A 25,415-nucleotide genomic window follows, 5' to 3' on the forward strand; every position below is an offset into this window, starting at 1 on the left:
GGCATGAATGAAGAAGGCTGTCCCTCCCGATCGCAAGTTGCGCTCGGAAGGACAGCCTTTTTTTTATGCTTCCATGATGATGTTCGAATAGTTGTTGTAATCGTAATTGTTGTCCGTCGCGGCAAAGGCGAAGATGAGGATCAGCGCGAGAATGACGAAGTACAGGACCGTGCCCACGATCGAGCAAATGAGTCCGGCGACGGCCATGCCGGAGCCTTGTTCGCCGCGAACGCGGATCTCCTTCAACGAGATCGCGGATACGATGATGCCGACGACGCCCAGGAAGAAGCCGATGAACGGGATGACAATCGAAGCGATGCCGAGGATTAGCGCGGCGACCGACTTGCTGTTCGAGCGTGCAGGCGGCGTCATGGGCGAACGGGCATAATCGTAGGCCGGCGGGCGGTATGAAGGATTCTGAGCCGGCCCGCCGCCGTACGGTTGTTGGCCATGGTTCGGGTGATGCTGCGAATAAGAAGGGCCTTGGGGCGGCGGATAGTAGCCGCCATGGTTCTGCCCATGCTGCTGACCGGCATACGGTTGACCGGCATGCTGCCCTTGCTGCTGTCCGGCATGCTGGTCGTACGGATGGCCTGCATAATGCCCATGCTGCTGATCGGCTCGCGGCGGATACGCGCCGGGCTGGGCCCCGGGATGCCAGCCCGGGGCAGCCCGCGATGGATCTTCGGGCGCGCGATAGCCGCCTCCGGGCGCCTGCCGATTCGGCGGCCACGCCTGCTCATCCGCCGAGCGGTACCCGCCGCCGGCCCCCCTGCCGGTCGAACGTCCGCGCCGGTTCGTCTCCCGTGCGGTTCCCGTCGCCCGCAGCCTGCCCCTCGTGCGCGCGCGCCGGATCGCTCGCCGCGCGGTCTCCCGCGGCTTCGCCGTCGCGGTTCGACGGCTGGGCTTGCGAAGCGTCCGGCGCCTTGCCGGCGTCCGAGCCGGGAGACGGATCCGCCGGCCCCGGCCCGCTCCAATTGTTATTCGAATCGTCGGATGTCATCGTCCAGTCTCCCTTTGCGGATAGGCTTCGGTTATCAGTATTGATAGTTGTTCAGACCGGGCTGGAGGGGCGGTTCAACATAATTGGCCCGATTCAGATCCTCGTAGAAGTGGGCGAGTCCGGTGTAGAAGTAAGGTACGACCCACAGCAGTCCGATGCCGAGCGGGATCAAGCCGAGAATGGCCCAGCCGAGATAGCTCAGGCAGAAGACAAAATAGCGTCCCTTGTTGCCCGCCATCATCTCTTTGCTACGCCGAATGGCCTCAAGGCCGCCGATGCCCGGGTTGTCGCGCAAGATGAAGAAGGCTTGCGAATAGCGAATCGCGGCGATGATGCCCGGTATGATAAACAGCAGCATCCAGAGGAACGTAAAGATCCCGACGAGCAGGTTTAAGATAAAGGCCTCGGAGAAGCGGTTAAAGCCGCTGAACAGCCCGCCGATGCTCGGATTGCGTTCGCGCACAAGATCCTGGAAGTACCCGTAAAGCCCGAGCATCAGTGGCCCGGTCAGCACAAGCGAAGCCACCCATCCGATCAGCGGGATGCGTTCGAGAATGCCGATTACCGAAAATACGATGAAATAGACCAGCGCGAGCAGCACCGGCTCCGTCCATTTTCCATGCAATGTCGTTCTTGCTCGTGCCCGAAGCTCCGAACTTGTCGTCATTTGCTCAATTCCACCTTTGCGTCGTGTTGTGGTGCAGAAGCCTGTACCCAATCCATGCTAATTTTACAAGCGATGTCACATTTCGACAACCACTTTTTGGAACGGGACGGTCCCAAGCCCCCTATATCCTATGCCCTGCTTCTCCGTCCGTATGCTTCAAGGTGCGGGCGGAACTTCGGCAAGCTTCGGTCGCGCCGACTTGAATGAGGGAAGCCAAGCAGAAGAGTTACTTCATATTACCGTGTGTGGACACAAAAAAAAACCGCCAAAGGCGGATTTTAGGCAAATTTTAAGTAAGGGGATCAGTGGTTGCTGATCGTAAAAGAGATATGTATCCTCGACATCTATAATATTAGATTAACACGCCGGAAAAGAATAGTCTAGTCTTTTTTTGTGAATTTGTTATCATTTGGAATGCTCTTCCCGGGAGAGCCCATCTGACGCGAAAAGAGGGATACAATGACTGTGCTATGGGTGCTGGCCAGAAGCGCGTACAACAGCCGTCTGCAATATACGGCGTCGCACGCCGTGCGCACGGTTGCCAGCGTGATTTTCGGCATGATCTATATCTCGATATGGCAAGGGATCGGCGAGCAGTACGCGCTGGAGGGCTACGGACGGGAGGGGATGGTCGCCTACATCGCGTTTAACCAGGTGATTTTGTGGCTGACGTTCACCTCCCATGGACTCGGGCTGGAGGATCGGGTCCGTACCGGGCAAATCGCGCTTGACCTGATTCGCCCGATTCACTTGTTCGCGTTCTCGGCGGGGCGGGAAACCGGCTCGATCGCCTACAACTTACTCTTCACCGCCCTCCCCCTGTACGTCCTCTACGCGGTGTTCGTCGGACTGCCGGTTCCCTCTGAACCCGGTCTTTGGCTGCGCACGCTTGCGGCGCTCGCCATGGCCGCCTATATCGGCATCTGCATCTCGTACTGCATCGGCGTGACGGCGTTATGGACGGTGGAGAGCCGCTGGTTCAGCCTGCTGAACTATTCGCTGAGCTTCGTGCTGTCCGGCTTCCTCATGCCGATCGCCTGGATGCCCGGCTGGCTGCAGACGATCGCCAGACTGTCGCCGTACCCGGCGTTCAACGACATTCCGACCCGCACCTATCTCGGCAATGCGGCGCCGGCCGCGCTGCTCGCGCCGCTGGTCTGGTGCGCGCTGCTCTCGTTCGCCTGCTTCGCGGCGACGTCCGCCGTACGGCGCAAGGTGGAGGTGCAGGGCGGATGAACTGGCTGCGAATCTCCTGGCTGCTCTACAAGATCAACGTCCGCGCGAGGATGCAGTACCGGGTCAGCTTCCTGCTGACGACGCTGCTCGCATCGGTCGTGACCGTCGCCGAGTTTCTCGGCCTGGCGGTCGTGCTGCACGCGTTCGGCGCGATCCGGGGCTGGAACGTGTGGGAGATCGGGTATCTCTACGGCGTGCTCATGACGGCCAAGTATTTGTACCGGGGCGTCGGCTCCGCCGTCAACAATTTCGAGCCTTACCTCGTGAACGGACAGCTGGACCAGCTGCTGCTGCGGCCGATGCCGCTTCTGCTGTCGGTGCTGACCTCCCGGACCCGGATGGTCGGCGGCGAGCTGCTGCAGAGCCTGACCGTGCTGGGCGTCTGCCTCGGCAAGCTGCTCGGGGACGGGACGGCCGGGTGGTCGGCGATTCCTTTAACGCTGCTGATCGTCTGCACGGGCACCGTCATTATGTTCGCCGTCGGTCTCGCGACGGCGGCGGTCGGCTTTTGGACGACGCGAACCGAGGATCTGTCGGTGCTGACGGACAATGCGTCCACGACCGCAAGCCAGCTCCCGCTCAGCCTGTTTCCCGACTGGCTGCGCACGCTGCTGCTGACCGTCGTTCCGTTCGGATTCATCAACTACGTGCCGGCGATGTTTATTATCCGGTCCGAATGGGGCTGGTGGACGATCCCCGCGACCGGTGCCGTGGCGGCGATGTCCCTTGGCGCGGCGCTCGCCTTGTGGCGCGTCGGGGTGCGGAGATACCAAAGCACGGGTACCTGATTCGTCGAACGGACGGTCATTTTACACATTCCATCGAACAAGGAGGGCTCGGCATGACTACGATGCTGGAAGCCAAGGGGCTCGGAAAAACGTTCGCGACGACGCTGCCCAAGGCGGGCAGGCTTAAAGCGGTGCGGACTTTGTTCTCGCGCGACCGCAAGATCGTGACGGCGGTCAACGCGCTCGACATGCATATCGAACAAGGCGAGTTCGTCGGCTTTATTGGGCCTAACGGTGCGGGCAAGTCAACGACGATCAAGATGCTGTGCGGCATTCTCCACCCGAGCGCGGGGGAGGTGCGGATCTGCGGGCTTAGCCCGCAGCGGGACAGGCGGCGCGTGGCGAGGCGTATCGGCGTCGTGTTCGGCCAGCGGTCGCAGTTGTGGTGGGACCTGCCGCTGAAGGACAGCTTCGACATCTTGGCGGCGATGTTCCGTCTTGAGGCCGCGGCGAAGGAGCGGCAGCTGGCGAAGCTCGAGGAAGTGCTGCAGCTGCGGGATTTCTGGGATACGCCTGTGCGCCGGCTGTCGCTCGGGCAGCGGATGCGCGGGGATCTGGCCGCGGCGCTGCTGCACGACCCGGAGCTGCTGGTGCTCGACGAACCGACGATCGGCATGGATGCGGCGGCCAAGCGGCAGATTCGCGACCACTTGAGGCTGCTCAACGATCAATTCGGCAAAACGGTGCTGCTCACGACGCACGACATGGACGACATCGAAACGCTGTGCAAGCGGGTCATCGTGATCAGCCGCGGAGAGCTGCTGTATGACGGCGGGCTGGAGAAGCTCCGGGAGCGAATCGGACTGCCGACGACGGTGCGCGTCACGTATGCCGGGGACACGGCCCTCGCGCCGGGCATGCGAATCGGAGACGGCCTGACGGCCGCCTCCGAAGAGATTTGCGTAGAAAGCGCGCTTGGACGGGAGGCCGCAGTCAGCTTCAATCGCGAGCGGATCGGCGTCATGGAGGTCCTGCGCCTGCTGTCCGCTTGGGGAGACATCGCGGACGTGCACGTCGAGGAGCCCGAGTTCGAGGAGATCGTCAGCCGAATTTATTGACGGTCCGCCCTACTTGAACGCGTTACCCCTGCAGCATTGGCTTCAGGTCGGAGATGACCTGCGCGAGCGCAGCGGAGGTGCGCGTGTACATGGCTTTGGCGTCCTTGTCCTTCGTCGACACGGCGAACAGCTCCAGATCCGCCTCCAGCTTTTTCAGGTTGGCGAGCAGCAGCGCCTTGCCCTGCGGCGCGGGCACCTGAAGCTTGTCGTCGTACAGATCGACGTAAAGCTGCTGGTAGGCGTCCACCTGACCGAGAAATACGTTGTCCACCGTAACGCCGATTTTCTCCAGCTCGGTCGCCAGCCAACCCGGGCTAAGACCCGCGGTGGCGAGGGGCTCGTTCATCATTTTGCCGTCCATGATGACGACCTGCGGCTCGACTTCGTGAACCTTGGGCATGCCCATATCGCTCGGCGTGAGCGGCTGCTTTTCTTTTTTGAGCAGGACGCTGAGTTCCCCCGCTCGTCTCCATGACCGCGAACTCGACGTCCGCGAGGTTAAAGGCGTTTTTGCCGCGCAGTTGTTCCATCAGCTCGTCCGACGTCAGATGCTCCTTTTTTCAGATTATCCTCCATCACCTTGCCCTCTTTGATGACGACCCGGCCGCGTCCTTCGAGCAAATGGCGCAGCCGGATGCTTTTCATCGATATATACTCCAGGGTAAAGGGGACGGCGAACCAGACAGCCAGCGCGATAAGCCCGTGCGAATAATGGGCCTCCATATCGGTGGAGATGAAGCCCGCGAGTTCCCCGAGCGTAATGCCAAGTATATATTCAAAAAAAGTAAGCTGGGAAATCTGCTTTTTGCCGAGCAGCCGGGCCATGATGAACAGCACGACCAGCGCGCCCAGCGAGCGGAAAATGATCTGACTCCACATCGGCATGACGTTAACCTTCCTTCTCCAAAATGGAATCCGGCGCCTCCAGCGCGACCGCGTGCGCGATGCCCGGGATGGACTCGCTCTGCTGAAGCGCCAGCGGCGACATAAGCGCGCCCGTCGCGACGACGAGAATCCGGCGCAGCTCGCCCTTGCTCAGCTTTTTCAGCAGGTGGCCGTAGGTTACGACGGCGGAGCAGCCGCAAGCCGCTGCCGCCGGCCTGCACCATCTGCTTGTCGTAGTCGTAGATCATCATGCCGCAGTCGCGAAAACGCGTCTTGTGCATCGGGATGCGATGCTTGTCGAACAGGTCGCTGGCAAGCTCGTGCCCGACCTTCGCCAAGTCCCCCCGTCACGATGAGATCGTAGTGGTCCGGACCGACGCCGAGGTCGCGAAAGTGCGAGACGATCGTATCGACCGCGGCCGGCGCCATCGCCGCCCCCATATTGAACGGATCGGTAATCCCCATGTCGACGACGCGTCCGATCGTGGCGGCCGCGACGCGGGGGCCGTCTCCCTCGCTCGCGACGAGAACCGCGCCGGCGCCGGTCACCGTGTATTGCGCGTAAGGCGGCTTTTGCGAACCGTATTCGGTCGGATAGCGAAATTGCTTTTCGGCGGTCGAATTATGGCTGCAGGTACCGGCCAGCACATGCTTGGCGCCGCCTGTCGAGATCAGATAAGAGGCGATCGCAAGGCTCTCCATCGAGGTGGAGCATGCGCCGAACATGCCGATATAAGGCATTGCCAGCGTGCGAGCGGCGTAGCTGCTGCTCGTAATCTGGTTCATCAAGTCTCCGCCGATGTAAAAGCTGATCTGGTCCTGCGTCATGCCTGCCTTTTGCAGCGCGATCTTGGCCGCTTCCTCCAGATAGGTTCGTTCTGCTTTCTCCCAGCTGTCCTGGCCGACCAAGGAGTCGTCGTGCACGATGTCGAAGTCGCGGCCGAGCGGGCCCCTTCCCTCGAACGGTCCGACGACGGTGCCGGACGACAAGAGGGCGGGTTTGTCGCGGAACAGCCAGCTCTGATGCCCCTTCAGAATCGTCATTCGATCACCCTCCATATCCGAAAATAAATCGCAGGAGCCCGATAATGAACGCTGCCACGGTGCCGAACACGATGACGGAGCCCGCGAGCTTGAACATATTCGCGCCCGTGCCGAGCACGAGTCCTTCGCTGCGGTGCTCGATGGCCGCGGACGACATGGCGTTTGCGAAACCGGTCACGGGCACCGCGGTTCCGGCGCCGGCCCATTGGCCGAGCTTGTCGTACACGCCGGCCGCGGTGAGCACGACCGAGATCGCGATCAGGACGGCGACCGTCGGAGCGGCCGCTTCCTTCTGCGTCATGTCTGCGAAGCGCATGAACGCTTCCTGGATGCCCTGGCCGAGCGTGCAGATGAGGCCGCCGACGACGAAGGCGCGCAGGCAGTTGAGCGCGACCGGACGCGCCGGCTGCCGCTTCAAGGCTAGCTGACGGTATTCCTGCTGAACCGGCGTCAGCTTTTTGATCTTGTTGTTCGCCATGACGTTCGCCTCCTACTTTCGTGCAAATGACGGGCAGTATAAGTTGAGGATGCCTCGCCGGCCGGATTTTTACCCGCAAGAAGCGGACGGTCGCGCGCCGACCAGATGTTTACAGTTGTGAAGCGCGGCGCTGTCGGGCAAATTAGACGAGTCCCTCTGCGGGGGAACATTACCGAAGAGAAAGAGGCGTAGCGAACATGACCGTAGCATCCCAAGTAAAAACCACGGTGGCATCGCTCAAAAGCGCTCAGGCGAGCCTGGAGCAATTCGCGATCAGCACGCAAAACCAGCAAGCCAAGCAGCTATTCACAGACGCGGCTGCGCAAACCCAGCAGATCGTCGATCAAGTGGAACAGCGCGTTCAGCAGTTGGAGCAGGAAGAACCGCAGTACAAAGGATTCTGAGAATCGCCGACGCTGTTCAAGGAAGGGAGTTCCGGCGCGTCCGGGACTCCCTCTTCAATAGAAGGGGCAGGAAGGGGGACCAGCATATGCGACACTTGAAGGCGTTGGCGGCCGCGGGTCGTATCGCGTTTAAATCGGTCGTTGCGGCCATCTTGTTCGCGGCGCCCGTCATGCAAGCAGCCGATCGAGGCGGTACGGTTGACGCGGCGGGGGGCGCGCCGGCGTTCAAGGGGCGGGCTTATTATGAATCCAGAGGCGAGGCGATCTGGGAGGTGCCGCTGGAGGGGAAGTTTATCGCGCTGACGTTCGACGACGGACCCGATCCGGCGGACACGCCTGCCATCCTGGACCTGCTCGCGACGTACGGTGCGCGCGCGACGTTTTTTATCACGGGAAAAAAAGCCGAGCAGTACCCCGGCATCGTGAGGCGGGAGGCGATGGAGGGCCATGAGGTCGCGAACCATACATACACGCACCGGATGCTGCTGCACTGCACGGAGGCGCAGATTCGCGGGGAGATCGCGATGGCTCAGAAGAGCATCGGCACGGCCGCCGGTACGGAGCCGGTTCTTTTCAGGCCGCCCGAAGGCTTCTTTAACGCGCGGGTGCTGACGGTCGGACGCGAGGAAGGACTCATGACCGTGCTCTGGTCGTGGCACCATCCGACGGACGACTGGGCGCGGCCGGGCGTGAACCATATCGTGAAAGGCATTCTCGGCGACGTACGCAGCGGCGACATCGTCCTGCTGCACGACTTTGTGAGCGGGAAAACGCAAACGGTCGACGCGCTCCGCATCATTTTGCCCAAGCTGACAGAAGAAGGGTACCGGTTCGTCACCGTCTCGGAGCTGCTGCATTTAAAAAATTCGAAAACAAATATGGTAAATCGTTGACTTCAGGGATGAGAACCATTATCATTCTTATTGTGATTTGAAAATGATAACGATTATCACAGACTTAACATAAAGGCGAGTAAGTTCGCCGGAGGAGTGAAGATATGTCGCGGTTAAGCACGAATCAGCTGACTCTCGCCTATGGCAGCCGGCGTATTGTGGAGAATCTGAATTTGTCCGTACCCGACGGCAAGATCACTTCTCTGGTGGGCGCGAACGGATCGGGCAAGTCCACGATCCTGAAGTCGCTCGCGCGCATCCTGAATCCGCAGAGCGGAGGCGTGTTCCTGGACGGCAAGCAGATTCACCGCCAGCCGACCAAGGAAGTGGCGAAGCAGCTCGCCATCCTGCCGCAGAATCCGACGTCTCCGGAGGGGCTGACGGTCCGGGAGCTGATCTCGTTCGGGCGCTACCCGCACCAGCGGGGCTTCGGCAGCTTGTCCGCCGAGGACAACCGGATGATCGACTGGGCGCTGCAGGCGACCGGCATGGGCGAGTTTCACGACCGGGCCGTCGATCAGCTCTCCGGCGGCCAGCGTCAGCGCGCATGGATCGCGATGGCGCTCGCGCAGGGCACCGAGGTGCTGCTGCTCGACGAGCCGACGACGTTCCTTGACATGGCGCACCAGATCGAAGTCATGAGCCTGCTTGAAAAGCTTAACCGCGAACAAAAGCGCACGATCATCATGGTCGTCCACGATCTCAACCATGCCGCGCGCTTCTCCCAGCACCTCGTCGCGCTGAAGCGCGGCACGGTGCTCTACGAAGGGCATCCCGAAGTCGTCATGACGCCGGCGATGCTGCGCGACGTGTTCGGCATCGACGCCGACGTGATCCCGGACCCGCGTACGGGCGCGCCGCTCTGCCTGCCGTACGGGCTGGCCGAAGGGCACGGCCAAGCGCCGGTGTCCGTTCCGGGCCGCACGGCCGCGCATCGTGAAGATGGCCGTCTGACCGCTGCTGCGGTCGTGTAGCGAAAGTTGGTTTTATGGGCGCCTCCCCGCCGTATTAACGGCCGGGGAGGCGTTTTTTGTTGGCTTTGGCCGGGGTGGTTTGAGGGGGGGGGCGGGTTTATCGGTCTTACCCGAGACTTTTTCGCCGAGGTGACGGTGGGAGCGGCACGGTTTGTTTCTAGCTGGGACTTATTGGCCGGAGTGACGCTTGGTGCGGCAGGGATTGTTTCTAGCTGGGACTTATTGGCCGGAGTGACGCTTGGTGCGGCAGGGATTGTTTCTAGCTGAGACTTTTTCGCCGGTGTGGCGGTGGGCGCGGCAGGGATTGTTTCTAGCTGGGACTTTTACGCCGGAGTGACGGTGGGCGCGGCATGGATGGTTTCTAGCTGGGACTTATTCGCCGGTGTGGCGGTGGGTGCGGCATGGATTGTTTCTAGTTGAGACTTATTCGCCGGCGTGACGGTGGGAGCGGCATGGTTTGTTTCTAGCTGGGACTTTTACGCCGGAGTGACGGTGGGAGCGGCATGGTTTGTTTCTAGCCAAGACTTATTCGCCGGTGTGGCGGTGGGAGCGGCAGGGATTGTTTCTAGCTGGGACTTATTCGCCGGTGTGGCGGTGGGAGCGGCATGGATTGTTTCTAGCCGAGACTTCAACCGTTCCGCGCTCCCGCCCCGGCGTCTGCAACCTCGACGAGGTTTGTTATTCCGCTCCCGCCTCTGTAATATGAAAGTTAGCTGGAATTGAAAGCGTTTGAGGAACAGGAGGCTCTAATCATGCTACATCTCGAGGACGTACGGGAAAAGACGCGCCGCGTACTGGATCAAATCGCCGGGATCGTCGTCGGCAAGCCGGACGCCGCGGAGTATGCGCTGATCGCGCTGCTGGCCTCCGGGCATATCATTCTGGAGGACGTGCCCGGCACCGGCAAGACGCTGCTCGCCAAGTCGCTCGCCCGTTCGCTCGGCTGCGCGTTCAAACGGATTCAGTTCACCGCGGACCTGCTGCCGTCCGACGTATCGGGCATTAACTTTTACAACCAGCGGGCAAGCGTTTTCGAACTCAGGAAGGGTCCGGTATTCACGAACATCCTATTGGCCGACGAGCTTAACCGGGCGACCCCGCGAACGCAGTCGAGCCTGCTGGAGAGCATGGAGGAGCGCCAGGTGACGATCGACGGCGAAACCTATCCGCTGGAGCGGCCATTCCTCGTCATCGCCACGCAAAATCCGGTAGAGAGCCATGGCACGTTCCCGCTACCCGAGGCGCAGCTCGACCGTTTCATGCTGCGGATCCCGATGGGCTATCCCGCAGCGGGAGAGGAGGCGGAGATCCTGCGGCGGTTCATGGGCGGCGATCCGCTGGCGACGGCCGAGCCGGTCCTCGCGCTGGATGAAGTCGTTCAGCTTCAGGTCGCGCTGCGAACCGTTCGCTGTCACGACGACGTGCTGCAATATATGCTCGCGATCGTCGCTGCCACGCGGGACAGCGAAGATACGGCGGTCGGCGCGAGCCCGCGCGCGAGTCTTCAGTTCATGCGGGCGGCGCAGGCAAGGGCGCTGCTTCGCGGGCGCGACTTCGTGCTGCCCGAGGATATCAAGACGCTGGCCGTCCCGGTGCTCGCCCACAGGCTCGTTCTTCACGATCCGCTGGCGGGAAGCGGCCGCGCGGAAGCGATCGTGCGCGAGCTCCTGAACAATATCGCCGTGCCTGCCGAGCAGGACGCGGTGTACGCCTAGCGCATGCCGATCATCAAATTGCTGATCGTCGCCGCCGTACTGGCGATGGCGCAGCGTCTGCTGTTCGGTGGGCTCGGGCTGCGCAAAATCCGATATGAACGCAGGTTCAGCGCGCCCCGGGCGTTCGCGGGCGACAAGATCTGGCTGGAGGAGCGGCTCGTCAATGCCAAGTGGCTGCCGCTCCCGTGGCTGCGGGCCGAGACGCAGATGCCGGCCGCGCTGAGATTCGGCAAAGAGACGTCGTCGGATCTCGCGGTCAGCGTCGGACAGACGCTGCAAAACCATGCGAGCTTGTTTACCCTTGGGCCGTATACGAGGCTCGTGCGACGGCATGAAGTGACCTGCTTGCTGCGGGGGGCGATACCGGGTGCAGACGCTGACGATCACGCACGGGGATCTCTTGGGGATGACGAGCGGCTCGCTGCAGGTCGCGTCGGAATGCGCGATCACCGTGTGCCCCAGGCTGCTAGGCGTTAAGGAGCTGCCGCGCGCCGCGCGCGAATGGATGCAGAGCGCGCTGAGCTCGCCGGACGCTTTCCGCGAGGATCACTACCATACGGCGGGCGTCAGAGCTTATCGCGGCGGCGACGCCATGAAGCAGGTGAATTGGAGCGCCACCGCCAAAACAGGCGAACTGCTCGTCAACCGCAGGGAGACGATGGTGGGCGGCGACGTGACCGTGCTGCTCAATGCGGAGCTCGCCGACGCATCGACGAACAGGCGGCTCGCGGGCGAGCAGTTCGAGGAAGCGATCAGCGTCGCGGCTTCCGTCGCCAAGCAAGCGCTCGACAGCGGCGGGCGGGCCGGACTGATCTTCAACGGCCGCGTGCAGGGCGACGATGCGGTTCCTCTGCGGATCGAGCCTGCGCGCGGCCGGAGCCAGTTCTATGCGCTGCTCGAAGCGATGAGCGGCTTCGAGCCCGTTGTCCGGCTGGAACTGGGCTACCTGCTCGGCGATCTGCTCCAGGGGCGGATGCGCGGAGCGAATCTGCTGTTGATCACCGCCTTCCTGACGCCGAAACAGGAGCTGGCCGTGCGCAAGCTGCGGCAGGCGGGCAATCGGGTGGAGGTCATGCTGCTCTATAAAGACAGGCCGGCTTCGCGACAAGCGGCGGGAGGGACGTCATGAAAGGTTTGCTCCGAAGCTCGGCGGACGCCCTGGCCGCTTACCCGCTTCTGCTGGCGCTGCATGCGCAAGCCGGTCTCGCGTTCCCGACGCTCGGCTGGCTCGCCCTCGCCTGGCTGAGCGCCGCGATCGGTCGGGCGCTGCCTGCGCTGCTGCGCGGCAAGGTGCCGGCGTCGCTCGTCCATCTCGCGCTGTTCGCCGCGGCAAGCGCCGCAGCGGGAGCGGCAGATCCACGGCTGCTCTGGCTCGCGCTGCCGCTCGGCATCCTGTCGTGGATCGCCCGGTTCGACTGGGCGCGTACCGTTCGCTGCGCCGTCGCGGTCGGTCTCCACGCGATCGTGCTCGCCGCCGCTGCGCCGCTCGGCATTGCAGGCGGCGCGAAGCCGCTGCTGCTCGCGGCGGGCATCGTCTGGCTGGCCGCGGCGCTCTACTTCGTGCAGGCCAAGTCGCTGGCCGAGGCCGGTCTTCACGCCGGCCTCGTCACGAGAAGGCTCGCGGCCGCCGGCAAGCGTTACCTCGCGCTCTGGGGCGTCGTCGTCGCGCTCGTCTTTCTCCCGTTCGCGGGACTTCCGATCTGGCCCCAGGTCGTTCGCCTCATCCGGTGGCTGGTCTCGCTTATGCCGGCAGGCGAATCCGTGCCCGAGCCGACGCCTCAGCCCGAACCGTCCGCGCAGCCGCCGGCGTTCCCGCAGCAGGAGGGGGGAGGCGGGGCGGCTCTGGATCTGGCTCGAGTATGCGCTCTACGTCGTACTGGCGCTGCTGGCGATTGCCGTCGTTTATCGGCTGGCGCGGCGATATTTGCTGAGCGCGGTCTGGTGGCGGCGCATCGCGGATCGCGTCAAAGCCTGGTATGGCAAACTGCTCGCAGGCCGGCGCGCGGCGGAGACGGATCTTGGCTATACCGAAGAGCGCGAGAGCTTGCTTCAAGGGGACAAACTGCTCGGCAGGCTGTTCTCGCGGAAGCGGCCGAAGGCAAGGCGTGCGCTCCGGCGCGAGGATTGGACGGCGATGACCGCGGAAGACCAGGTCAGAAGTCTTTATGCCGAGGTTATCGCCGACGCGATTCGGGAAGGCTACGCGCACCGGGAATCGCTGACGCCGTCCGAGACGCTCATGGCGATCGAAGCGTGGCGCAGGCTGAACGAAGCGCCCGCGGGTCGTGCGCAGGAGACGGCGTCCCGCGGGTGGCTGGGTAAAATGTCCCGGTCGCTCGGCGAACAGTACGGGAAGGCCCGTTACGGCGGCCGCGTGAGGTCCGAGGAAGCCGACCGGCTCGGGTCGGAATTTCCTTGGAAAACGTGAAAAAGGGACTTTGGCGCTCGCGCCAAAGTTCCTTTTTCACGAATCGGATGAGTTGGGCAGAGAGAATCGGACTCAAGCGACGTTATTTCTTAAAAATCGGTCCGAATGGCGATCTTATCGGACCTGAGGGGCTTTATTCATCCGGATCGAAGCTAAAAAACGCCGGCAAACCCGCAATAACGACGCCTGAGTCCGCGAGCGGGCCGCCTATCGGGCTAGGAACAAAAATAACGGCTCCTCGGTTCATCCGCTACGCGCTGGTGCGCAGCGCAAGCCTAACGGAGCAAGCGGCTTTTTCGACGATCTTTCGATCATCTTTTTTGCGCATCCCTGTTTCAAGCTTTTGAAGAGAAGGGTACAAACCTAGTAACCCCTCCATTCACTTCATGCAGCAGCAAAGACCCGCTTGGGGCGGGTCTTTGCCTAAGCCATTCTCAATCAAACGCGCTTACACGTGATCGATCGCTACGGACGTGTAAGTGTCGGAGTCCATTACGCGGCGGGCGCCCAGGTAGCGCTTCGCGTAATACTTTTCATCGAGATCCGAGATCGTGACGCCCTTCGACGCCGAGTGCGCGAACCGGTTGTCCCCGACATAGATGCCGACGTGAGACACGCCTTCGCCGCTCGTGTTGAAGAATACGAGATCTCCCGGACGAAGATCGTCGCGAGCGACCTTGCTGCCCATGGCGTATTGGCCCTTGGACGAGTGAGGCAGCTTGACGTCGAACTTCTTGAATACATAAGCCGTGAATCCGGAGCAATCGAAGCCGCTGGTCGTCGTGCCGCCGTAATCGTAGTTGATCCCGATCAGCTTGGAGACGGTCGAGTCGAGCTTGGATGCAGCGGATGCGCTGCCCATCTGGAAGGCCAGAAGGCAGGTTAATGCAAGAACGAGGACTGTGACTTTGCGCAAAACAAGAAGCTCCTTCCAAGTGCCTACGAGGTTAGCTGGAGGGTTCGGTTGAAGGTTCCCTATGGCTTCTGCGCGGAGCAAAGCCAATTCACCCGGTAAAGACTGGTTCCCCCCGTTTCCCAGTGCGCGGGAATTCGGCAGTTTTCGCACCTTAGCTTTAGAAATTCGATTTTTAGGCCCCAACTCCTGCTCCTTCAAGATTAGAATTCCTTAATGTCCCAAATTAAAAGGGATATGCTGGCGACATCGCAAAACCCAGTCCTGGCAAGGGATGCGGGCTGCGAACCGACGAGAGGGCAAGCCTATGATTAAATGAGAAAGATTAAGAGGGCGCAAGTCTTCGACAGGTCTGCGGACGCAAGAGTATGAACGTAGTCTATGCCGCCCTCTCGGCCGATATTAATAGCGTGCGAAAAAAAGAGACGGCGCGCCGCTCATCTTCCGATGAACGGCGCGTCCGTCTCTTCCTGCTTTTCAGCGTATTCTCAAGCTTCTTCGCGCTGCCACAGGCGATGCTGGCAAGCCGCCGTCCAGAGCGCGATCGTCGACCGGACGAAGTGAAAGGCTTGATTCAGCGCGATCGCGAGCAAGCCGGTCCAGATCAGCGTAGCGCCGGATACGGCGGCCGAGCCGAGCAGGGAGAGCAGCGGCAGCAGGATCGTCACGCCGAGCAGGGGGAGCAGCCGGCGGATCGCGCGGATCGCGCCCTGCCAGGGGCGGTCCCCGGCGGCGGCGCTGAACTGCATGAACAGGAAGGGAAGATGCACGGCCAGCATCCAGATCGCCCAGCCCGCCGCGTAGGGCAGCATCTGCCCGATCCAAGAGGCGGCGTTGGGCATTTCCAGATAGGCGCTTCTCCCGAACGGAATGAGCCAGATCGCGGGCGCCAGGGCGATCAGCTTCTCCGCTCCGTAGAAGAGCGACACCTTTTTCCACGAACGGCGGATGCCCTGCAGCACTTGGGTGCCGCCTTGATCCTGGGCATGGGCGAAGGAGTAGTAGAGCCCGGCGTTCACAATCGGCGTGATCAGCATGCGAAGAAGGAGCATGGCGCCCAGCATGAGCAGCGTGCGGTCGGCAAGATCGGTCTTGAGCAGACGGAACTGGGCCTCGATCGCGAACAGCTGCTTGGCCGCCTCGCCGATCGGATGTTCGTCCGGATAGCGGGTCAAGATCGGCGCGACGATCGCGTCGATAAACCGGTAGAGGAAAAATCCCCACAAGAGGCGGTAAAGGAACAAGGCGACGAGCACGTATTTGTGCCGCTTGGTCGTCTCCCACCCTTGCCGGATCGCATCGTTCATAGCGGTTCCCCCCTTCATCACCAGGCCATGCTGCCGACGATCGCGTCGATCAGCTGTCCCAGCGTCACGTCGAACTTGGTCCGTTTGCGCACGGGCGCTTCGGCTTTCAGATAATTGTCGTAGCGGCTGTGGTCCAGCACGATGTCCAGCATCGGGTCGACCGCCACGTACGATAGCGGCGACGCCGACTGCAGGCGGATCTGGATGTGGCTCTGGATGCCGTCCCACGTCTTGCGGACCGTCTTGCCGTCCTTGAAGCCGAACTGCACCGTCGCCGCCTGCGGACTGCCCTGGGTCCTCGTGAGCAGGACGATGGACTGATAGCCGCCCTCGCCGTCGGGCTCCGTTCGGATGGAAGCGACCGCGAAGTCGGCCGATTCTCCGCGGTATACATAGGACTGGAAGAAGGCTTTCCAATCGTCTTTGGTGACGGCTTCGACCACGCGCTGGAAGCTCTGGCTGTCGGGGTGCTTGAAGCGGTATTTTTGAAAATAAGTCCGCATGATCTTCGACATCGTCTTTTCTCCCGCCTGGGACTCGATCGCCTTGAGCACGAGCTTGCCGCGAATATACACGTTTTCCGCGTAGGCGTCCGAATCGCCGTAATCCCATGCGTCGAGCTTAAGCGGCATCGGGTTCGTCATGTAGAGGGATTCGATCGGCGTGCGGGCCGAGACGCCGTAGATGGCGGCCATCAGCTTATCCTCGGTGTAGGACGTAAAGGCTTCGTCCAGCCAGGCTTCCTCGAACTCGTTGGAGGCGACGATGCCGTACCAGTATTGGTGCGCGATCTCGTGCACGAGGGTGCGTTCGAGCTCGTAGCCCGGGTTGTCGTCCTTCGCGGCCGCGCCGGTGACGAGCGTCGGATATTCCATGCCGCCCGCGCCTTCCGCGTCCGCCGGCGGGACGACGACCGACAGCGTCGTATACGGATAGTCGCCGTACCATTCGCCGAGCTTGGCCAACGCTGACTTGGCGGCGTGCATGTAGCGCTCCTGCTGCTTGGCGTGCAGCGGATCGAGGTACAGCTTGATCCGCACGCCGGGCACGCCCGCCGAGGAGAAGGAGTCCTCCGCCGTGACGAAGTCCGGAGAAGCGGACCAGGAGAAGTCGTGCACGTCCTCCGCGTAAAATTGATACGTCTTGCGTCCGTCCTTGACGACGGGCTGCTTGTACTGGAACCCGGTCGCCGCCACGATGCGGTCCTCGGGCACGTCGATCTTCACGCCGTATACGCCGAAGTCCGCGTAGAACTCCGAATTGCCGTGGTACTGATGGAGGTCCCAGCCTTCGGAAGCGCGTCCGCGGACGCCGTTCGTCTCGTAGGCGGCGACCTTCGGGAACCATTGGCCCGCCATGACGAAGTCCCCCCGCCTGTCCCATGCGGGCAAATACCTGGGGCAGCTTGACGGCGAACTTCATGCGGACGGTGACGCTCTGTCCCGGCGCGACGGCCTTCGGCAGGCGGAAGGAGACCAGCGTTCGGTCCTTCGCGTTGCCGTCGTCCGGCTGGACATAACGAAGGCGGGGCAGCAGCGTTTCGCCGTCCTCGGTCGTCAGCTCGGTCAGCTCCATGGCGCCATCCTTGCCCGGCGTCATCTTCACGCCGCGAAGCTGGCCGTTCGATTCGTTCAGGAACGTGCTGCCCGGCGCGAACGCGTTCGGATACAGGTGCAGGTACAGATCCGTCACGGGCTTGCGTCCGGGGTTTTTCCAGGTGAGCGTCTCCGCGCCTTCGAGCCGGCCGCCCTCCAGGAGCTTGACCGAAATGTCGTAGTCGACGATCCGGTTGCTCAGCGCGACCGACGGCTTGCGGCGTCGGAATCGGAGACGGCTGGGACTGCGGCGCCGCCGCCTCGCTATGCTGTACGTCGGAATCGCGCGAGCCGGCGGGCGCCGATGCGGAATCGGCTGCAGAATGGGCTGCGGGATTGGCGCCGGAGGTTGCGTCCGAATCGCCGGATGCGCCGGCGGCGGACAGCTGTTCCTGGGCGGCATAGGCGGGCAGGGCGAACTGGGATTGCCAGGCGGCATCGAATCCGAAGCTGGCCGAGCCGAACAACACGGCGGCGGCGACGGCGAGCGCTGCGATGCGATAGATGGGGCGTTGGGGCATGACGGTAACCCTCCCGTTGACAAGCGTCTAGCAGATGTATATGTGGGTTGTCCGCGGATTATATCTTTGTCCCAAACAAATGAAAATCCGCGTGCCGTCCGAGGCATGAGGTCGTCAACGGGATGGACAAGCCGGTCTAACCGGTTGTTCCTCCGCATAGAATGGGTACAACTATAATAGAAGGAGGGATGGTCATGAACCCCATTCATCGCACGCTCCGCCTGATCGCGGCCGGCACGGCTGCCGCCGCGTTCGCGGGAATCCCATCCATAGCTCTCGCCGGACCACCCTTGGCCGGCGGCATATCCGACGGCGGGACGCTGCCGATCGCGCGCACGGAAACCGTATATACGAATCGCGATCCCGGCTTGGCCGAGGCGCTGAAGCTTCGGGAAGGGATCGATATCGAAGCCGATCTCGACGAAGCGGGACATCCGATCAGATGGCGGGTGCTGACGGACGGCTCCCTGCGGTTCGCCTTCATGCAGGCGGCGGAGATTGAATATGTAAAGAAGCCTGAAGTGAAGTTCGAGGATCTGACGGGCGACGGCGTACCGGAGCTGCTCATCTACCGCAAGGCGGCGAATATCGCGTCGGGAACCGGACTTAGCGTCTACGACGGCGCGGACGGCTTCCGATTGTTGTTCGACGTGACGGACCCGGCCTTTACGATGGCGGACCTGGCGCGGCGCTACGAACTTGAAGGCGTCGCCGGCGGAGGCGTCAAGCTGACCGATCCGGCGAGCGGCCTGAGCGGCGTGATACCCGGCGCCCAGGGCGAGGGAGCGGCCGTGGATCCGGTGACCGCCTACGAGTTCGCGCCCGGGAAGATCGTCGCGGTGCAGCGCGTCAGCGGAGAGTCGGGGGACGGTCGGGAAGCGATCGGTTGGATGCGTACCGCCTATACGTACCGATACGGCGCGTTCGTGCCTGCGCATGCGACGCTCTCGGATGCGGGCGGCAAGCCGGTCGCGCAGAAGGATCTGCTCGAATCGGAAGGGCCCGCGACGCTGGACGACGATATTTAAAGCAGGGTAACGCCGCTTGCCGCGGAAGATGCGGCGGGCGGCTTCTTTTTTGGAAGCTCAGAAAGGATGAATTGGGCGGGAATTCGCGGACAATGAAGCGTGCTATTCTCGTACCGGAGCTATCGAAAGTTTGGCGGTTGAAAAACCTGCATTTGTACATGTATTTTCTGCTGATGGGCGATATGCGATGAAATACCTGCAAATGTGGTTACTACTTAGCACTCCACCAGCGAGGTGCGGTAGCGCAACGCGTAGGTCAACGAATCGAGGATCGGCTTGCCCTGTTTCATCAGGGTCGAAATGACGGAGCGCAGCCGAGCAAATTGTTTCGCTCCTTGCTCGGTACGAAAGCAACCCGAAATTTTGTGTTTCACTTTGGTCATTCGAATGTCCCGTTCTGCCTGGTTGTTGTCAAACGGAACCCTTGCATCGGAAAGAAACCGGAGGATGGCCGGTTTTTGCGCGTTCATTCGCTTACCAAGATTGCTCGCTTTGCTACGCATTTTTCGTCCGCGGGGTCCGGTTTTTTTCACGAAGCGCGTCCTGGGCCCACTCCGCTTCGCCGCTTTTTAGTATGGCGTCATAGCGGTCTTTCCACTGGTCAAGCCCATCCGCTGTCAGGGGCTGCTGCGCGTTGCGACTCGCTTTGGCTGCTTTCCAGGCTTCGTGCAAAAACGTATGCATCTGCTTGGCCCACTCGTGCTTGTCGTGTTCCACAATGCCTTGGCATTCGCGAAGCAAGTGCGCTCCGCACAGCGCATGTTCAAAGTCGTAGTGGGTCTTGAAATACGATGCGTAGCTGTCATGCACCAGCACGCCAGTAAAGTGAGGTAGCACGCCCGCTTCGTCCATACCTCGGCTCCCCCCGGCTCTCATGGATCTGCAAAAAGGTCCACTGCGAATCGGAGGCCACATGCATCCACTTAATCTGTTTGCCGACGCGCAGCCCGGTTTCGTCCGCATGGAGGACCGGGAGCTTTCGTACCTGCTCTCGGATTTGAATTTCGGTCGCTTCCATCGCGCTTGCAGCCTTACCAAGCTGAGCGAGCAGCGTCGCTTCGCTGGGACGGCAACCGCACAGATCCTCGTAGCATTGAGCGATTCGCTCCAACGGCAACAGTTGGTACACGCTCAGATACGTCGTCCAGGCAGAGAAGCTGGCTCCGTATTGGGTCCGGGCGTGGACGCCTTCGGGAAAAGGTGCTCGGGCTTTGACACCGCAGCCTGGACAGATTTTATGCTCAGACCGGTGTTCCGTCACGACGACGCGGGGAGCCGGCAGGTCAAACACCTGCCGTGCTTCATGAGCCAGAGCAGGAACGCTCTGAAGGGCAGTCTGGCAACAGGAACAAACTTCGAGCGTGTGGACGATGATTTCATCCGGGCATTCCGCAAAGCGAAGCGTATGACCGTCGTGACCTTTAGGCGCGCCTTTTTTTACCACCTGCGACCCGGGAATTTTTCGGTTTGCGAAAGCCGTCGCTGGAAGGCGGCTTGCTGCTGTTTTGACTGTTTTGTCCGAGCTGTCGTTCAAGCTCGTGTACGCGCCTTTCTAGCTTTTGATTCTGTTCAAGAAGGGTCCGATTTTGCTCCAAAAGAAGGGTAAAGACGTCTGCGATTTCGGTGTCACCTTTGCAAATATGCAATACTTGATCCGGCTTCAGCTCCACAAACGTCTCTCCTTTCTAACGGAAGATGATGGAATAACTAATTCAAGACCAATCTCTAAAAATCCTTTTTTTGTAGAGTCACGACACGAGAGGACCTAAGTAGTAACCAAATGTGCAGGTAAATGCTAGGCGCAAGCCGGAAATTGGGCTGATGAAGGGAAATAACTGCGCTTTTGCATCTATCCTGTTTAGACGAGGCGACATCGGCATAAAAAGATGTATATTTGCAGGCATTGCGGCGAAAGAATGACGCTGGAGACGACACGGGGCCTATTGAAGTGGCTGTCAGGGCGATCGGCAGAGGCGAAAGCGTCCCCTTCGATCTGCCCCTGACGTTTTTTCTTAAGAGCGGCAAGACGGGGGAGGAGTCGATCGTTGCGGTTGGATTCGGCGAGGTGCGGGCGTTGCGGCAATAGGGCGGTTCCGGAGGCGGCGCCGCTGGGTGCTTTTTGCCCTGCTTTTCGATAAAATAAAGATTAGCGGAACAGGATGGAGGATGAGTCGTGGATATTAACGCGAACGAACAACAGCCCAAGCCGGAAAAAAAGAAGCTGGCGCTGAATGTAGTGAGCAGTAAAGAACATAAAGGCTTCGGCGCGGGGGAGCATCGACCTCAGCCAGGTGTCGCCCGTCATCATCGACGGGGGGCGAGGCGTATATCGACGTGGGCGCGATGCACGCGAAGAGCAAGGTGGAGAAGGGCATCAAGTTTTCGCCGGAAAAAGAAAACGTCCCGAACGGCCGCCAGGTGTGGATCGTGTGGGTGGCGGTCGACCGCGACGAGCGGGGCAGCTTCTACGGCGGCGCGACGGCGTGCGAGATGCTCGTCGACACCGAGGCGCGCCGCGGCTGGAAGGTGCTGGCCGAGCACGTGAACCGCATGGACCGCGCGCTCAAGCGCAAGTTCCTGCTCGAGGATCTGGGCGAAGACGACAAGGCGGCGCTCCGCCGGCTGCTCCAATCGCACAACTTCGAGTGGTGGGACCGTTCGCCGGACGAGCTGAAGGATCAGCTGGCTTAATCGTCCTCGCTGCAAAAGGAAAGACTGCCGAGATCGCCGGGAATTTCCCGCGCGGGCTCGGCAGTCTTTTTTAGTGAGGCTGAGGTGCTGTTCTGGGAAACGTCCGGTATTCGAAATCGCGACGCGCATCGCCGGCTCGTCAGCTCTTCCACCAGCCGCGAATCTTGCGCCAGAGCGACTGCGGTCCGCCGTCGTCCCCGGCCGCGGCTCCGGGATCTTCGCCGCAGGTGCCGGTCGGCTCCGTGCCGGCCAGAAAGGCCGCATGCACGCGCGTCGGGCACGCGGCGGAAGCGAGCAGTCCCGACGCGGGATCGATGTCCGTCGAGACGACGCCCTCGGGCACCGCGAAGGCATGCGGCGCCACGCCGGCCAGCGCGGCCTCCGTATACTCGGCGAAGATCGGGGCGGCCCGATGCGCTTCGCTGGAGGTGATGGCCCTGCCTTTGTCGTAGCCGACCCAGACGGACGTGACCAAGTCCGGCGTGTAGCCGACGAACCAGGCATCCGAGCTCGTCGTGCCCGACTTGCCGGCCGTCGGCCGGTGCAGCAGATGGGCGACGCGCCGGGCGGTGCCGCCGGGTTCGAACACGCTGCCCAGCAGGTCGGTCAGCACGTAGGAGAGCGCGGGAGACACGACCTGCTCGGCCCTCGGGCGCGCTTCGTACAACGTGTGCCCGCCGCTGTCGGCGATGCGCAGGATGGCCGTCGGCTCCCGTTTCACGCCGCCGGCCGCGAACACGGCGTATGCCGACGCCATCTCGTACGGGCTGACCGGGAACGTCCCGAGCGCGAGAGACGGCACGGCGTCCATCTTCGAGGCGATGCCGAGCTTGCGCGCCATCGCGATGACCGCATCGGGACCGGTCTTCATGAGCGTCTGAACCGCGAAAATATTGTCCGACGTGCCGATGGCCTGCCGCAGCCCGATGTCGGCGCCGAAGTAGCGGTCGTTGTAATTGCTCGGCCGGTACACCTTGCGGTAGTCGTCGTAATAGAAGACGGTCGGCTCGCTGCGGAAAGTCGTGGCGGCGGTCACGGCGCGGCTCTCGAGCGCGGCCGCGTAGACGACCGCCTTGAACGAGGAGCCCGGCTGGCGCGTGGCGGCGAAGACGCGATTGTAGGGATTGTCCACGTAATGGCGGCCGCCTACCATCGCCTTGATGTATCCCGTCGCAGGATCGATCGAGACGAGGGCGGCTTGCAGTTGGCTGTTCTTGGGCATTTGCTTCTCTACGGCCGCTTCCGCCTCGCGCTGCATCCGGCTGTCGAGCGTCGTATAGATCTGCAGTCCGCCTTCGTTAAGCAGCCGCTCCTCGATGCCGAGCTTGCTTGCCGCCAGCTTCCGCACGTAATCCGCGAAGTACGGCGCGCTCTGCCCGCGGTTGTCCGGCATCGGCCGGACGACGATCTTCTCGGCGAGCGCCTGCCGCCGCTGCCGCGCGTCGATCGCGCCGCTGTCCTCCATCGATTGCAGCACGATGCGCTGCCTTTGAAGCGCCTGGGGCAACCGCGTATACGGCGAATAATAACGCGGTCCCTTCGGGATGCCGGCGAGCAAGGCGCTCTCCGCCAGACTGAGCGAGGCGGCGGGCTTGCCGAAGTAGAGCTGCGCCGCCGCCTCGGCGCCGTAAACGCCGTTTCCGTAATAAATTTGATTGAGGTACATCCCGAGAATCTTGTCTTTGCTGTACTTGCGCTCCAGCATGGCCGCATACCAGGCTTCCTTGGCTTTGCGGGTCCAGGTGCGCTCGTGGCTCAGATACAGATTGCGGGCGAGCTGCTGCGTCAGCGTGCTGGCCCCCTGCTCGCGGGACAGATGGCGCGCGTCGACCCACGCGGCCCTCGCGAGCCCGCGCAGGTCGACGCCCGAATGCGAATAGAACCGGCGGTCCTCGACCGCCAGCGTCGCCTTCGTCAGCCAGGGCGAGATATCGCGCAGCGCCACCGTCCGCCGGTTGACGCCGCCCTGCAGCGAGGACAGCACCTGGCCGTTCGCGTCCAGAATGCGGGTCGACTGGGGCAGCTCGGCCATCGGCAGACTGCCGAACCGGAGCGCCAGCTCGGCTGCGACGGCCCCGCAAGCGAACAGCAGCAGGGCGACGCCGAGTGCCTTCCGCCAGCCGAATCTGCGTCCTTTGCCGCCGCCAGCTCGTTGCGGACGTTCGGGCCGTTCCGGTCGCGGCGTCGCTTCCGCGTGCAAGGGAACGCCTCCGCCCTCCCGGCCGGCCGCCCTTTTTTCCGAGTGCATGTCCAATGCGAATCCTCCTTTGCGCCTTATGCGAATGTTGCGGGCTTCGCGCCGAGCGATTCTTTTTGATCGTCTGACACAGGTCGACGTTTAACGTGACATTCCGAACACACTCACCCCTTATTATGGAAAAGTCGGCATGGTCTTATTCCGCCGTCCGACCGAATCCGCATTGCTTTTTTGCGCGCGATCCCCTATAATACAACTTGTTTAGTCGAATCCGAGCGGAAAGAAGGGATCCCATGTCCTCCATGGAATTGTGGTACACCGAAAAGCAAACCGAAAACTTCGGCATCACGGCGAAGGTCAAGCAAACATACGTGCACGAGCAAACCGATTTTCAAGAACTGGCGATGATCGAGACGGAAGAGTGGGGCAACATGCTGGTGCTGGACGGCATGGTCATGACGACCGTCAAGGACGAATTCGTTTATCACGAGATGGTCGCGCACCCTGCGCTGTTCACGCATCCGAATCCGGAGCAGGTGCTGGTCGTCGGCGGCGGCGACGGCGGCGTCATCCGCGAAGTGCTGAAGCACCCGAAGGTGAAAAAAGCGGTGCTCGTCGACATCGACGGCAAGGTCATCGAATATTCCAAGCAGTATCTGCCCTCGATCGCCGGCAAGCTCGAAGATCCGCGGGTCGACGTGCAGGTGAACGACGGCTTCAAGCACATTCTCGATCATAAAAACACGTACGACGTCATCCTGGCCGATACGACCGAGCCGGTCGGCCCTGCGGCGCACCTGTTCACGCGCGGCTTCTATCAGGGGATCTTCGAATCGCTGAAGGAAGAAGGCCTGTTCGTCGCGCAGACGGACAACCCCTGGTTCAAAGCGGACCTGATCCAAAGCGTCAACCGCGACGTCAAGGAAGTGTTCCCGATCGTGCGCGTGTTCACGGCGAACATCCCGACGTACCCGAGCGGCCTGTGGACGTTCACGATGGGCAGCAAAAAAGCACGATCCGCTCCAGGTCGACGCGTCCAAGCTGCCGGAGCTCGACACGAAGTACTACACGCCTCGCCTGCACCATGCGGCCTTCGCGCTGCCCAAGTTCGTCGAGGATCTGACCAAGTAATCCGGCATTCAAGGGGCGGAAAAGTCCATTTCCATATGGAGATGGGCTTTTTGCGTGTTTTATTTTGCGAATACGTTATAAAAACTAACATTTTTAAATCAAATCATCGAGAATATTCGGAAAAGTAAGGAAATTCGTCATTTTTGGTGTTATTATTATTTACATCATATACAGAGAATGGGGTGGCGGCATGTTCGACTGGCTCGGCTTTAAAAAAGGGCTCCCGTTGTGGTGGTCGTACAGGCTCAACAAAAGACTGAAAAGCGATATCGAGGATATTTTCGAAGGCATCGCGGAGACGCGGATGCAGCTTTTGAAGGACTGGACGACGGATTACTGGCGCCACCTGGACCGTCTGCTGGAGCAGCTTCGCTCGCAAGACGGCGGCCCGTCGTTCGCAGGCGGCGGGGCTTCCCGCGAAGCGGTGGAAAAGCTGATCGGTTCGGCGTATACGCGCGC

General features: G+C 61.6%; 25 protein-coding genes, 4 pseudogenes and 1 riboswitch. Of the genes and pseudogenes, 14 read left to right on the top strand and 15 right to left on the bottom strand.

Annotated features, from left to right (window positions below; genetic code table 11):
- Positions 1 to 63 precede the first annotated feature (63 nt).
- The 3 genes from OMP40_RS08205 to OMP40_RS08215 form a co-directional block, all read right to left on the bottom strand.
- On the bottom strand, positions 64 to 372 hold the full coding sequence (locus OMP40_RS08205; RefSeq protein ID WP_277530617.1) for a DUF4190 domain-containing protein: 309 nt from the start codon (positions 370 to 372) through the stop codon (positions 64 to 66).
- Between the two features lie 367 nt (positions 373 to 739).
- Positions 740 to 1,003: a hypothetical protein gene (locus OMP40_RS08210; protein ID WP_277530618.1), complete on the bottom strand. Its 264-nt coding sequence runs from the start codon at positions 1,001 to 1,003 to the stop codon at positions 740 to 742.
- A gap of 34 nt (positions 1,004 to 1,037) precedes the next feature.
- Positions 1,038 to 1,670: a DUF975 family protein gene (locus tag OMP40_RS08215; protein ID WP_277530621.1), complete on the bottom strand. Its 633-nt coding sequence runs from the start codon at positions 1,668 to 1,670 to the stop codon at positions 1,038 to 1,040.
- Positions 1,671 to 2,129: 459 nt separating this feature from the next.
- Between OMP40_RS08215 and OMP40_RS08220 the strand changes: the two genes are divergently transcribed.
- The 3 genes from OMP40_RS08220 to OMP40_RS08230 all read left to right on the top strand — a co-directional run bounded on the left by OMP40_RS08220 (position 2,130) and on the right by OMP40_RS08230 (position 4,752).
- Complete coding sequence (locus OMP40_RS08220; RefSeq protein WP_277530623.1) at positions 2,130 to 2,906, top strand: ABC transporter permease; 777 nt, start codon at positions 2,130 to 2,132, stop codon at positions 2,904 to 2,906.
- The gene (locus OMP40_RS08225) at positions 2,903 to 3,694 is read left to right on the top strand and encodes an ABC transporter permease (RefSeq protein WP_277530625.1); all 792 of its coding nucleotides are present in this window, start codon (positions 2,903 to 2,905) and stop codon (positions 3,692 to 3,694) included. The genes OMP40_RS08220 and OMP40_RS08225 overlap by 4 nt, the downstream gene beginning before the upstream one ends.
- Before the next feature lie 62 nt (positions 3,695 to 3,756).
- The gene (locus tag OMP40_RS08230; protein WP_277533049.1) at positions 3,757 to 4,752 is read left to right on the top strand and encodes an ABC transporter ATP-binding protein; all 996 of its coding nucleotides are present in this window, start codon (positions 3,757 to 3,759) and stop codon (positions 4,750 to 4,752) included.
- Between the two features lie 22 nt (positions 4,753 to 4,774).
- Here OMP40_RS08230 and OMP40_RS41335 read toward each other — a convergent pair.
- The 3 genes and pseudogenes from OMP40_RS41335 to spoVAC all read right to left on the bottom strand — a co-directional run bounded on the left by OMP40_RS41335 (position 4,775) and on the right by spoVAC (position 7,159).
- Positions 4,775 to 5,637 (bottom strand): annotated as a pseudogene (locus OMP40_RS41335) (DUF421 domain-containing protein).
- 4 nt (positions 5,638 to 5,641) lie between these two features.
- Positions 5,642 to 6,681, bottom strand: a pseudogene (spoVAD, locus tag OMP40_RS08240) (stage V sporulation protein AD).
- 4 nt (positions 6,682 to 6,685) lie between these two features.
- Entirely contained in the window at positions 6,686 to 7,159 is a 474-nt protein-coding gene (gene spoVAC, locus OMP40_RS08245) for a stage V sporulation protein AC (protein WP_277530627.1), read from the bottom strand.
- A gap of 197 nt (positions 7,160 to 7,356) precedes the next feature.
- Between spoVAC and OMP40_RS08250 the strand changes: the two genes are divergently transcribed.
- From OMP40_RS08250 to OMP40_RS08285, 8 genes are all read left to right on the top strand, one after another.
- Complete coding sequence (locus OMP40_RS08250) at positions 7,357 to 7,563, top strand: DUF1657 domain-containing protein (protein WP_217595695.1); 207 nt, start codon at positions 7,357 to 7,359, stop codon at positions 7,561 to 7,563.
- A gap of 86 nt (positions 7,564 to 7,649) precedes the next feature.
- Positions 7,650 to 8,456 carry a polysaccharide deacetylase family protein gene (locus OMP40_RS08255; RefSeq protein WP_277530629.1) on the top strand — a complete coding sequence of 269 codons (807 nt, stop codon included), beginning with the start codon at positions 7,650 to 7,652 and terminating at the stop codon, positions 8,454 to 8,456.
- 104 nt (positions 8,457 to 8,560) lie between these two features.
- A complete protein-coding gene (locus OMP40_RS08260) occupies positions 8,561 to 9,430 on the top strand; it encodes an ABC transporter ATP-binding protein (RefSeq protein ID WP_277530631.1) in 870 nt (289 codons plus the stop codon).
- A 752-nt stretch (positions 9,431 to 10,182) separates the two neighbouring features.
- Positions 10,183 to 11,145, top strand: a complete 963-nt coding sequence (locus OMP40_RS08265; RefSeq protein ID WP_277530632.1) for an AAA family ATPase — start codon at positions 10,183 to 10,185, stop codon at positions 11,143 to 11,145.
- A 3-nt stretch (positions 11,146 to 11,148) separates the two neighbouring features.
- On the top strand, positions 11,149 to 11,622 hold the full coding sequence (locus tag OMP40_RS08270; RefSeq protein ID WP_277530633.1) for a hypothetical protein: 474 nt from the start codon (positions 11,149 to 11,151) through the stop codon (positions 11,620 to 11,622).
- Positions 11,513 to 12,274 (top strand): DUF58 domain-containing protein, encoded by a 762-nt coding sequence (locus OMP40_RS08275; protein ID WP_277530635.1) that lies wholly within the window; start codon positions 11,513 to 11,515, stop codon positions 12,272 to 12,274. Before OMP40_RS08270 ends, OMP40_RS08275 begins: the two co-directional genes overlap by 110 nt.
- The gene (locus tag OMP40_RS08280; RefSeq protein ID WP_277530636.1) at positions 12,271 to 13,467 is read left to right on the top strand and encodes a hypothetical protein; all 1,197 of its coding nucleotides are present in this window, start codon (positions 12,271 to 12,273) and stop codon (positions 13,465 to 13,467) included. The genes OMP40_RS08275 and OMP40_RS08280 overlap by 4 nt, the downstream gene beginning before the upstream one ends.
- Positions 13,468 to 13,560: 93 nt before the next feature.
- Positions 13,561 to 13,920: a hypothetical protein gene (locus OMP40_RS08285; RefSeq protein ID WP_277530638.1), complete on the top strand. Its 360-nt coding sequence runs from the start codon at positions 13,561 to 13,563 to the stop codon at positions 13,918 to 13,920.
- Between the two features lie 101 nt (positions 13,921 to 14,021).
- Here the strand turns inward: OMP40_RS08285 and OMP40_RS08290 are convergent, their stop codons facing one another.
- From OMP40_RS08290 to OMP40_RS08300, 3 genes are all read right to left on the bottom strand, one after another.
- Positions 14,022 to 14,489 (bottom strand): C40 family peptidase, encoded by a 468-nt coding sequence (locus OMP40_RS08290; RefSeq protein ID WP_277530639.1) that lies wholly within the window; start codon positions 14,487 to 14,489, stop codon positions 14,022 to 14,024.
- A 5-nt stretch (positions 14,490 to 14,494) separates the two neighbouring features.
- Positions 14,495 to 14,639, bottom strand: a riboswitch (cyclic di-AMP (ydaO/yuaA leader).
- A 335-nt stretch (positions 14,640 to 14,974) separates the two neighbouring features.
- On the bottom strand, positions 14,975 to 15,793 hold the full coding sequence (locus tag OMP40_RS08295) for a hypothetical protein (protein ID WP_277530641.1): 819 nt from the start codon (positions 15,791 to 15,793) through the stop codon (positions 14,975 to 14,977).
- A gap of 17 nt (positions 15,794 to 15,810) precedes the next feature.
- Entirely contained in the window at positions 15,811 to 17,151 is a 1,341-nt protein-coding gene (locus OMP40_RS08300; RefSeq protein WP_277530643.1) for a M1 family metallopeptidase, read from the bottom strand.
- Positions 17,152 to 18,103: 952 nt separating this feature from the next.
- Here OMP40_RS08300 and OMP40_RS08305 point away from each other — a divergent pair.
- Positions 18,104 to 18,937, top strand: a complete 834-nt coding sequence (locus OMP40_RS08305) for a hypothetical protein (protein WP_277530644.1) — start codon at positions 18,104 to 18,106, stop codon at positions 18,935 to 18,937.
- Between the two features lie 215 nt (positions 18,938 to 19,152).
- On the opposite strand, the gene OMP40_RS08310 is transcribed toward OMP40_RS08305, so the two are convergent.
- The 4 genes from OMP40_RS08310 to OMP40_RS41345 are packed head-to-tail and all read right to left on the bottom strand — an operon-like array spanning position 19,153 to position 20,607.
- Positions 19,153 to 19,440 carry an IS66 family transposase gene (locus OMP40_RS08310; protein WP_277530646.1) on the bottom strand — a complete coding sequence of 96 codons (288 nt, stop codon included), beginning with the start codon at positions 19,438 to 19,440 and terminating at the stop codon, positions 19,153 to 19,155.
- Entirely contained in the window at positions 19,433 to 19,789 is a 357-nt protein-coding gene (locus OMP40_RS08315; protein WP_277530648.1) for an IS66 family transposase, read from the bottom strand. Before OMP40_RS08315 ends, OMP40_RS08310 begins: the two co-directional genes overlap by 8 nt.
- Complete coding sequence (locus tag OMP40_RS41340; protein WP_420871909.1) at positions 19,740 to 20,381, bottom strand: IS66 family transposase; 642 nt, start codon at positions 20,379 to 20,381, stop codon at positions 19,740 to 19,742. Before OMP40_RS41340 ends, OMP40_RS08315 begins: the two co-directional genes overlap by 50 nt.
- Positions 20,359 to 20,607 carry a DUF6444 domain-containing protein gene (locus OMP40_RS41345; protein WP_420871910.1) on the bottom strand — a complete coding sequence of 83 codons (249 nt, stop codon included), beginning with the start codon at positions 20,605 to 20,607 and terminating at the stop codon, positions 20,359 to 20,361. The genes OMP40_RS41340 and OMP40_RS41345 overlap by 23 nt, the downstream gene beginning before the upstream one ends.
- Positions 20,608 to 21,116: 509 nt before the next feature.
- On the opposite strand from OMP40_RS41345, the pseudogene OMP40_RS08325 reads away from it, so the two are divergent.
- A pseudogene (locus tag OMP40_RS08325) lies at positions 21,117 to 21,628 on the top strand (YwhD family protein).
- A 139-nt stretch (positions 21,629 to 21,767) separates the two neighbouring features.
- Here OMP40_RS08325 and OMP40_RS08330 read toward each other — a convergent pair.
- On the bottom strand, positions 21,768 to 23,876 hold the full coding sequence (locus OMP40_RS08330; protein WP_277533051.1) for a transglycosylase domain-containing protein: 2,109 nt from the start codon (positions 23,874 to 23,876) through the stop codon (positions 21,768 to 21,770).
- A gap of 251 nt (positions 23,877 to 24,127) precedes the next feature.
- Between OMP40_RS08330 and speE the strand changes: the two are divergent.
- Positions 24,128 to 24,956, top strand: a pseudogene (speE, locus tag OMP40_RS08335) (polyamine aminopropyltransferase).
- Between the two features lie 103 nt (positions 24,957 to 25,059).
- Here speE and OMP40_RS39855 read toward each other — a convergent pair.
- Positions 25,060 to 25,335 carry a hypothetical protein gene (locus tag OMP40_RS39855; RefSeq protein WP_338131063.1) on the bottom strand — a complete coding sequence of 92 codons (276 nt, stop codon included), beginning with the start codon at positions 25,333 to 25,335 and terminating at the stop codon, positions 25,060 to 25,062.
- Positions 25,336 to 25,415: the final 80 nt, after the last annotated feature.

The organism is Cohnella rhizosphaerae (assembly GCF_029525575.1).
Taxonomy (GTDB): domain Bacteria; phylum Bacillota; class Bacilli; order Paenibacillales; family Paenibacillaceae; genus Cohnella; species Cohnella rhizosphaerae.

Bases quoted from the DNA above. Each gene is read 5' to 3' on its own strand.
- OMP40_RS08260 (WP_277530631.1), top strand. From the start codon at position 8,561: ATGTCGCGGTTAAGCACGAATCAGCTGACTCTCGCCTATGGCAGCCGG.
- OMP40_RS08315 (WP_277530648.1), bottom strand. From the start codon at position 19,789: ATGGACGAAGCGGGCGTGCTACCTCACTTTACTGGCGTGCTGGTGCAT.
- OMP40_RS08230 (WP_277533049.1), top strand. From the start codon at position 3,757: ATGCTGGAAGCCAAGGGGCTCGGAAAAACGTTCGCGACGACGCTGCCC.
- OMP40_RS08215 (WP_277530621.1), bottom strand. From the start codon at position 1,670: ATGACGACAAGTTCGGAGCTTCGGGCACGAGCAAGAACGACATTGCAT.
- OMP40_RS08265 (WP_277530632.1), top strand. From the start codon at position 10,183: ATGCTACATCTCGAGGACGTACGGGAAAAGACGCGCCGCGTACTGGAT.
- OMP40_RS08295 (WP_277530641.1), bottom strand. From the start codon at position 15,793: ATGAACGATGCGATCCGGCAAGGGTGGGAGACGACCAAGCGGCACAAA.
- OMP40_RS08220 (WP_277530623.1), top strand. From the start codon at position 2,130: ATGACTGTGCTATGGGTGCTGGCCAGAAGCGCGTACAACAGCCGTCTG.
- OMP40_RS08280 (WP_277530636.1), top strand. From the start codon at position 12,271: ATGAAAGGTTTGCTCCGAAGCTCGGCGGACGCCCTGGCCGCTTACCCG.
- OMP40_RS08305 (WP_277530644.1), top strand. From the start codon at position 18,104: ATGAACCCCATTCATCGCACGCTCCGCCTGATCGCGGCCGGCACGGCT.
- OMP40_RS08250 (WP_217595695.1), top strand. From the start codon at position 7,357: ATGACCGTAGCATCCCAAGTAAAAACCACGGTGGCATCGCTCAAAAGC.
- OMP40_RS08255 (WP_277530629.1), top strand. From the start codon at position 7,650: ATGCGACACTTGAAGGCGTTGGCGGCCGCGGGTCGTATCGCGTTTAAA.
- spoVAC (WP_277530627.1), bottom strand. From the start codon at position 7,159: ATGGCGAACAACAAGATCAAAAAGCTGACGCCGGTTCAGCAGGAATAC.
- OMP40_RS08205 (WP_277530617.1), bottom strand. From the start codon at position 372: ATGACGCCGCCTGCACGCTCGAACAGCAAGTCGGTCGCCGCGCTAATC.
- OMP40_RS08300 (WP_277530643.1), bottom strand. From the start codon at position 17,151: ATGGCGGGCCAATGGTTCCCGAAGGTCGCCGCCTACGAGACGAACGGC.
- OMP40_RS08310 (WP_277530646.1), bottom strand. From the start codon at position 19,440: ATGCGTAGCAAAGCGAGCAATCTTGGTAAGCGAATGAACGCGCAAAAA.
- OMP40_RS08225 (WP_277530625.1), top strand. From the start codon at position 2,903: ATGAACTGGCTGCGAATCTCCTGGCTGCTCTACAAGATCAACGTCCGC.
- OMP40_RS08330 (WP_277533051.1), bottom strand. From the start codon at position 23,876: ATGCACTCGGAAAAAAGGGCGGCCGGCCGGGAGGGCGGAGGCGTTCCC.
- OMP40_RS08270 (WP_277530633.1), top strand. From the start codon at position 11,149: ATGCCGATCATCAAATTGCTGATCGTCGCCGCCGTACTGGCGATGGCG.
- OMP40_RS08210 (WP_277530618.1), bottom strand. From the start codon at position 1,003: ATGACATCCGACGATTCGAATAACAATTGGAGCGGGCCGGGGCCGGCG.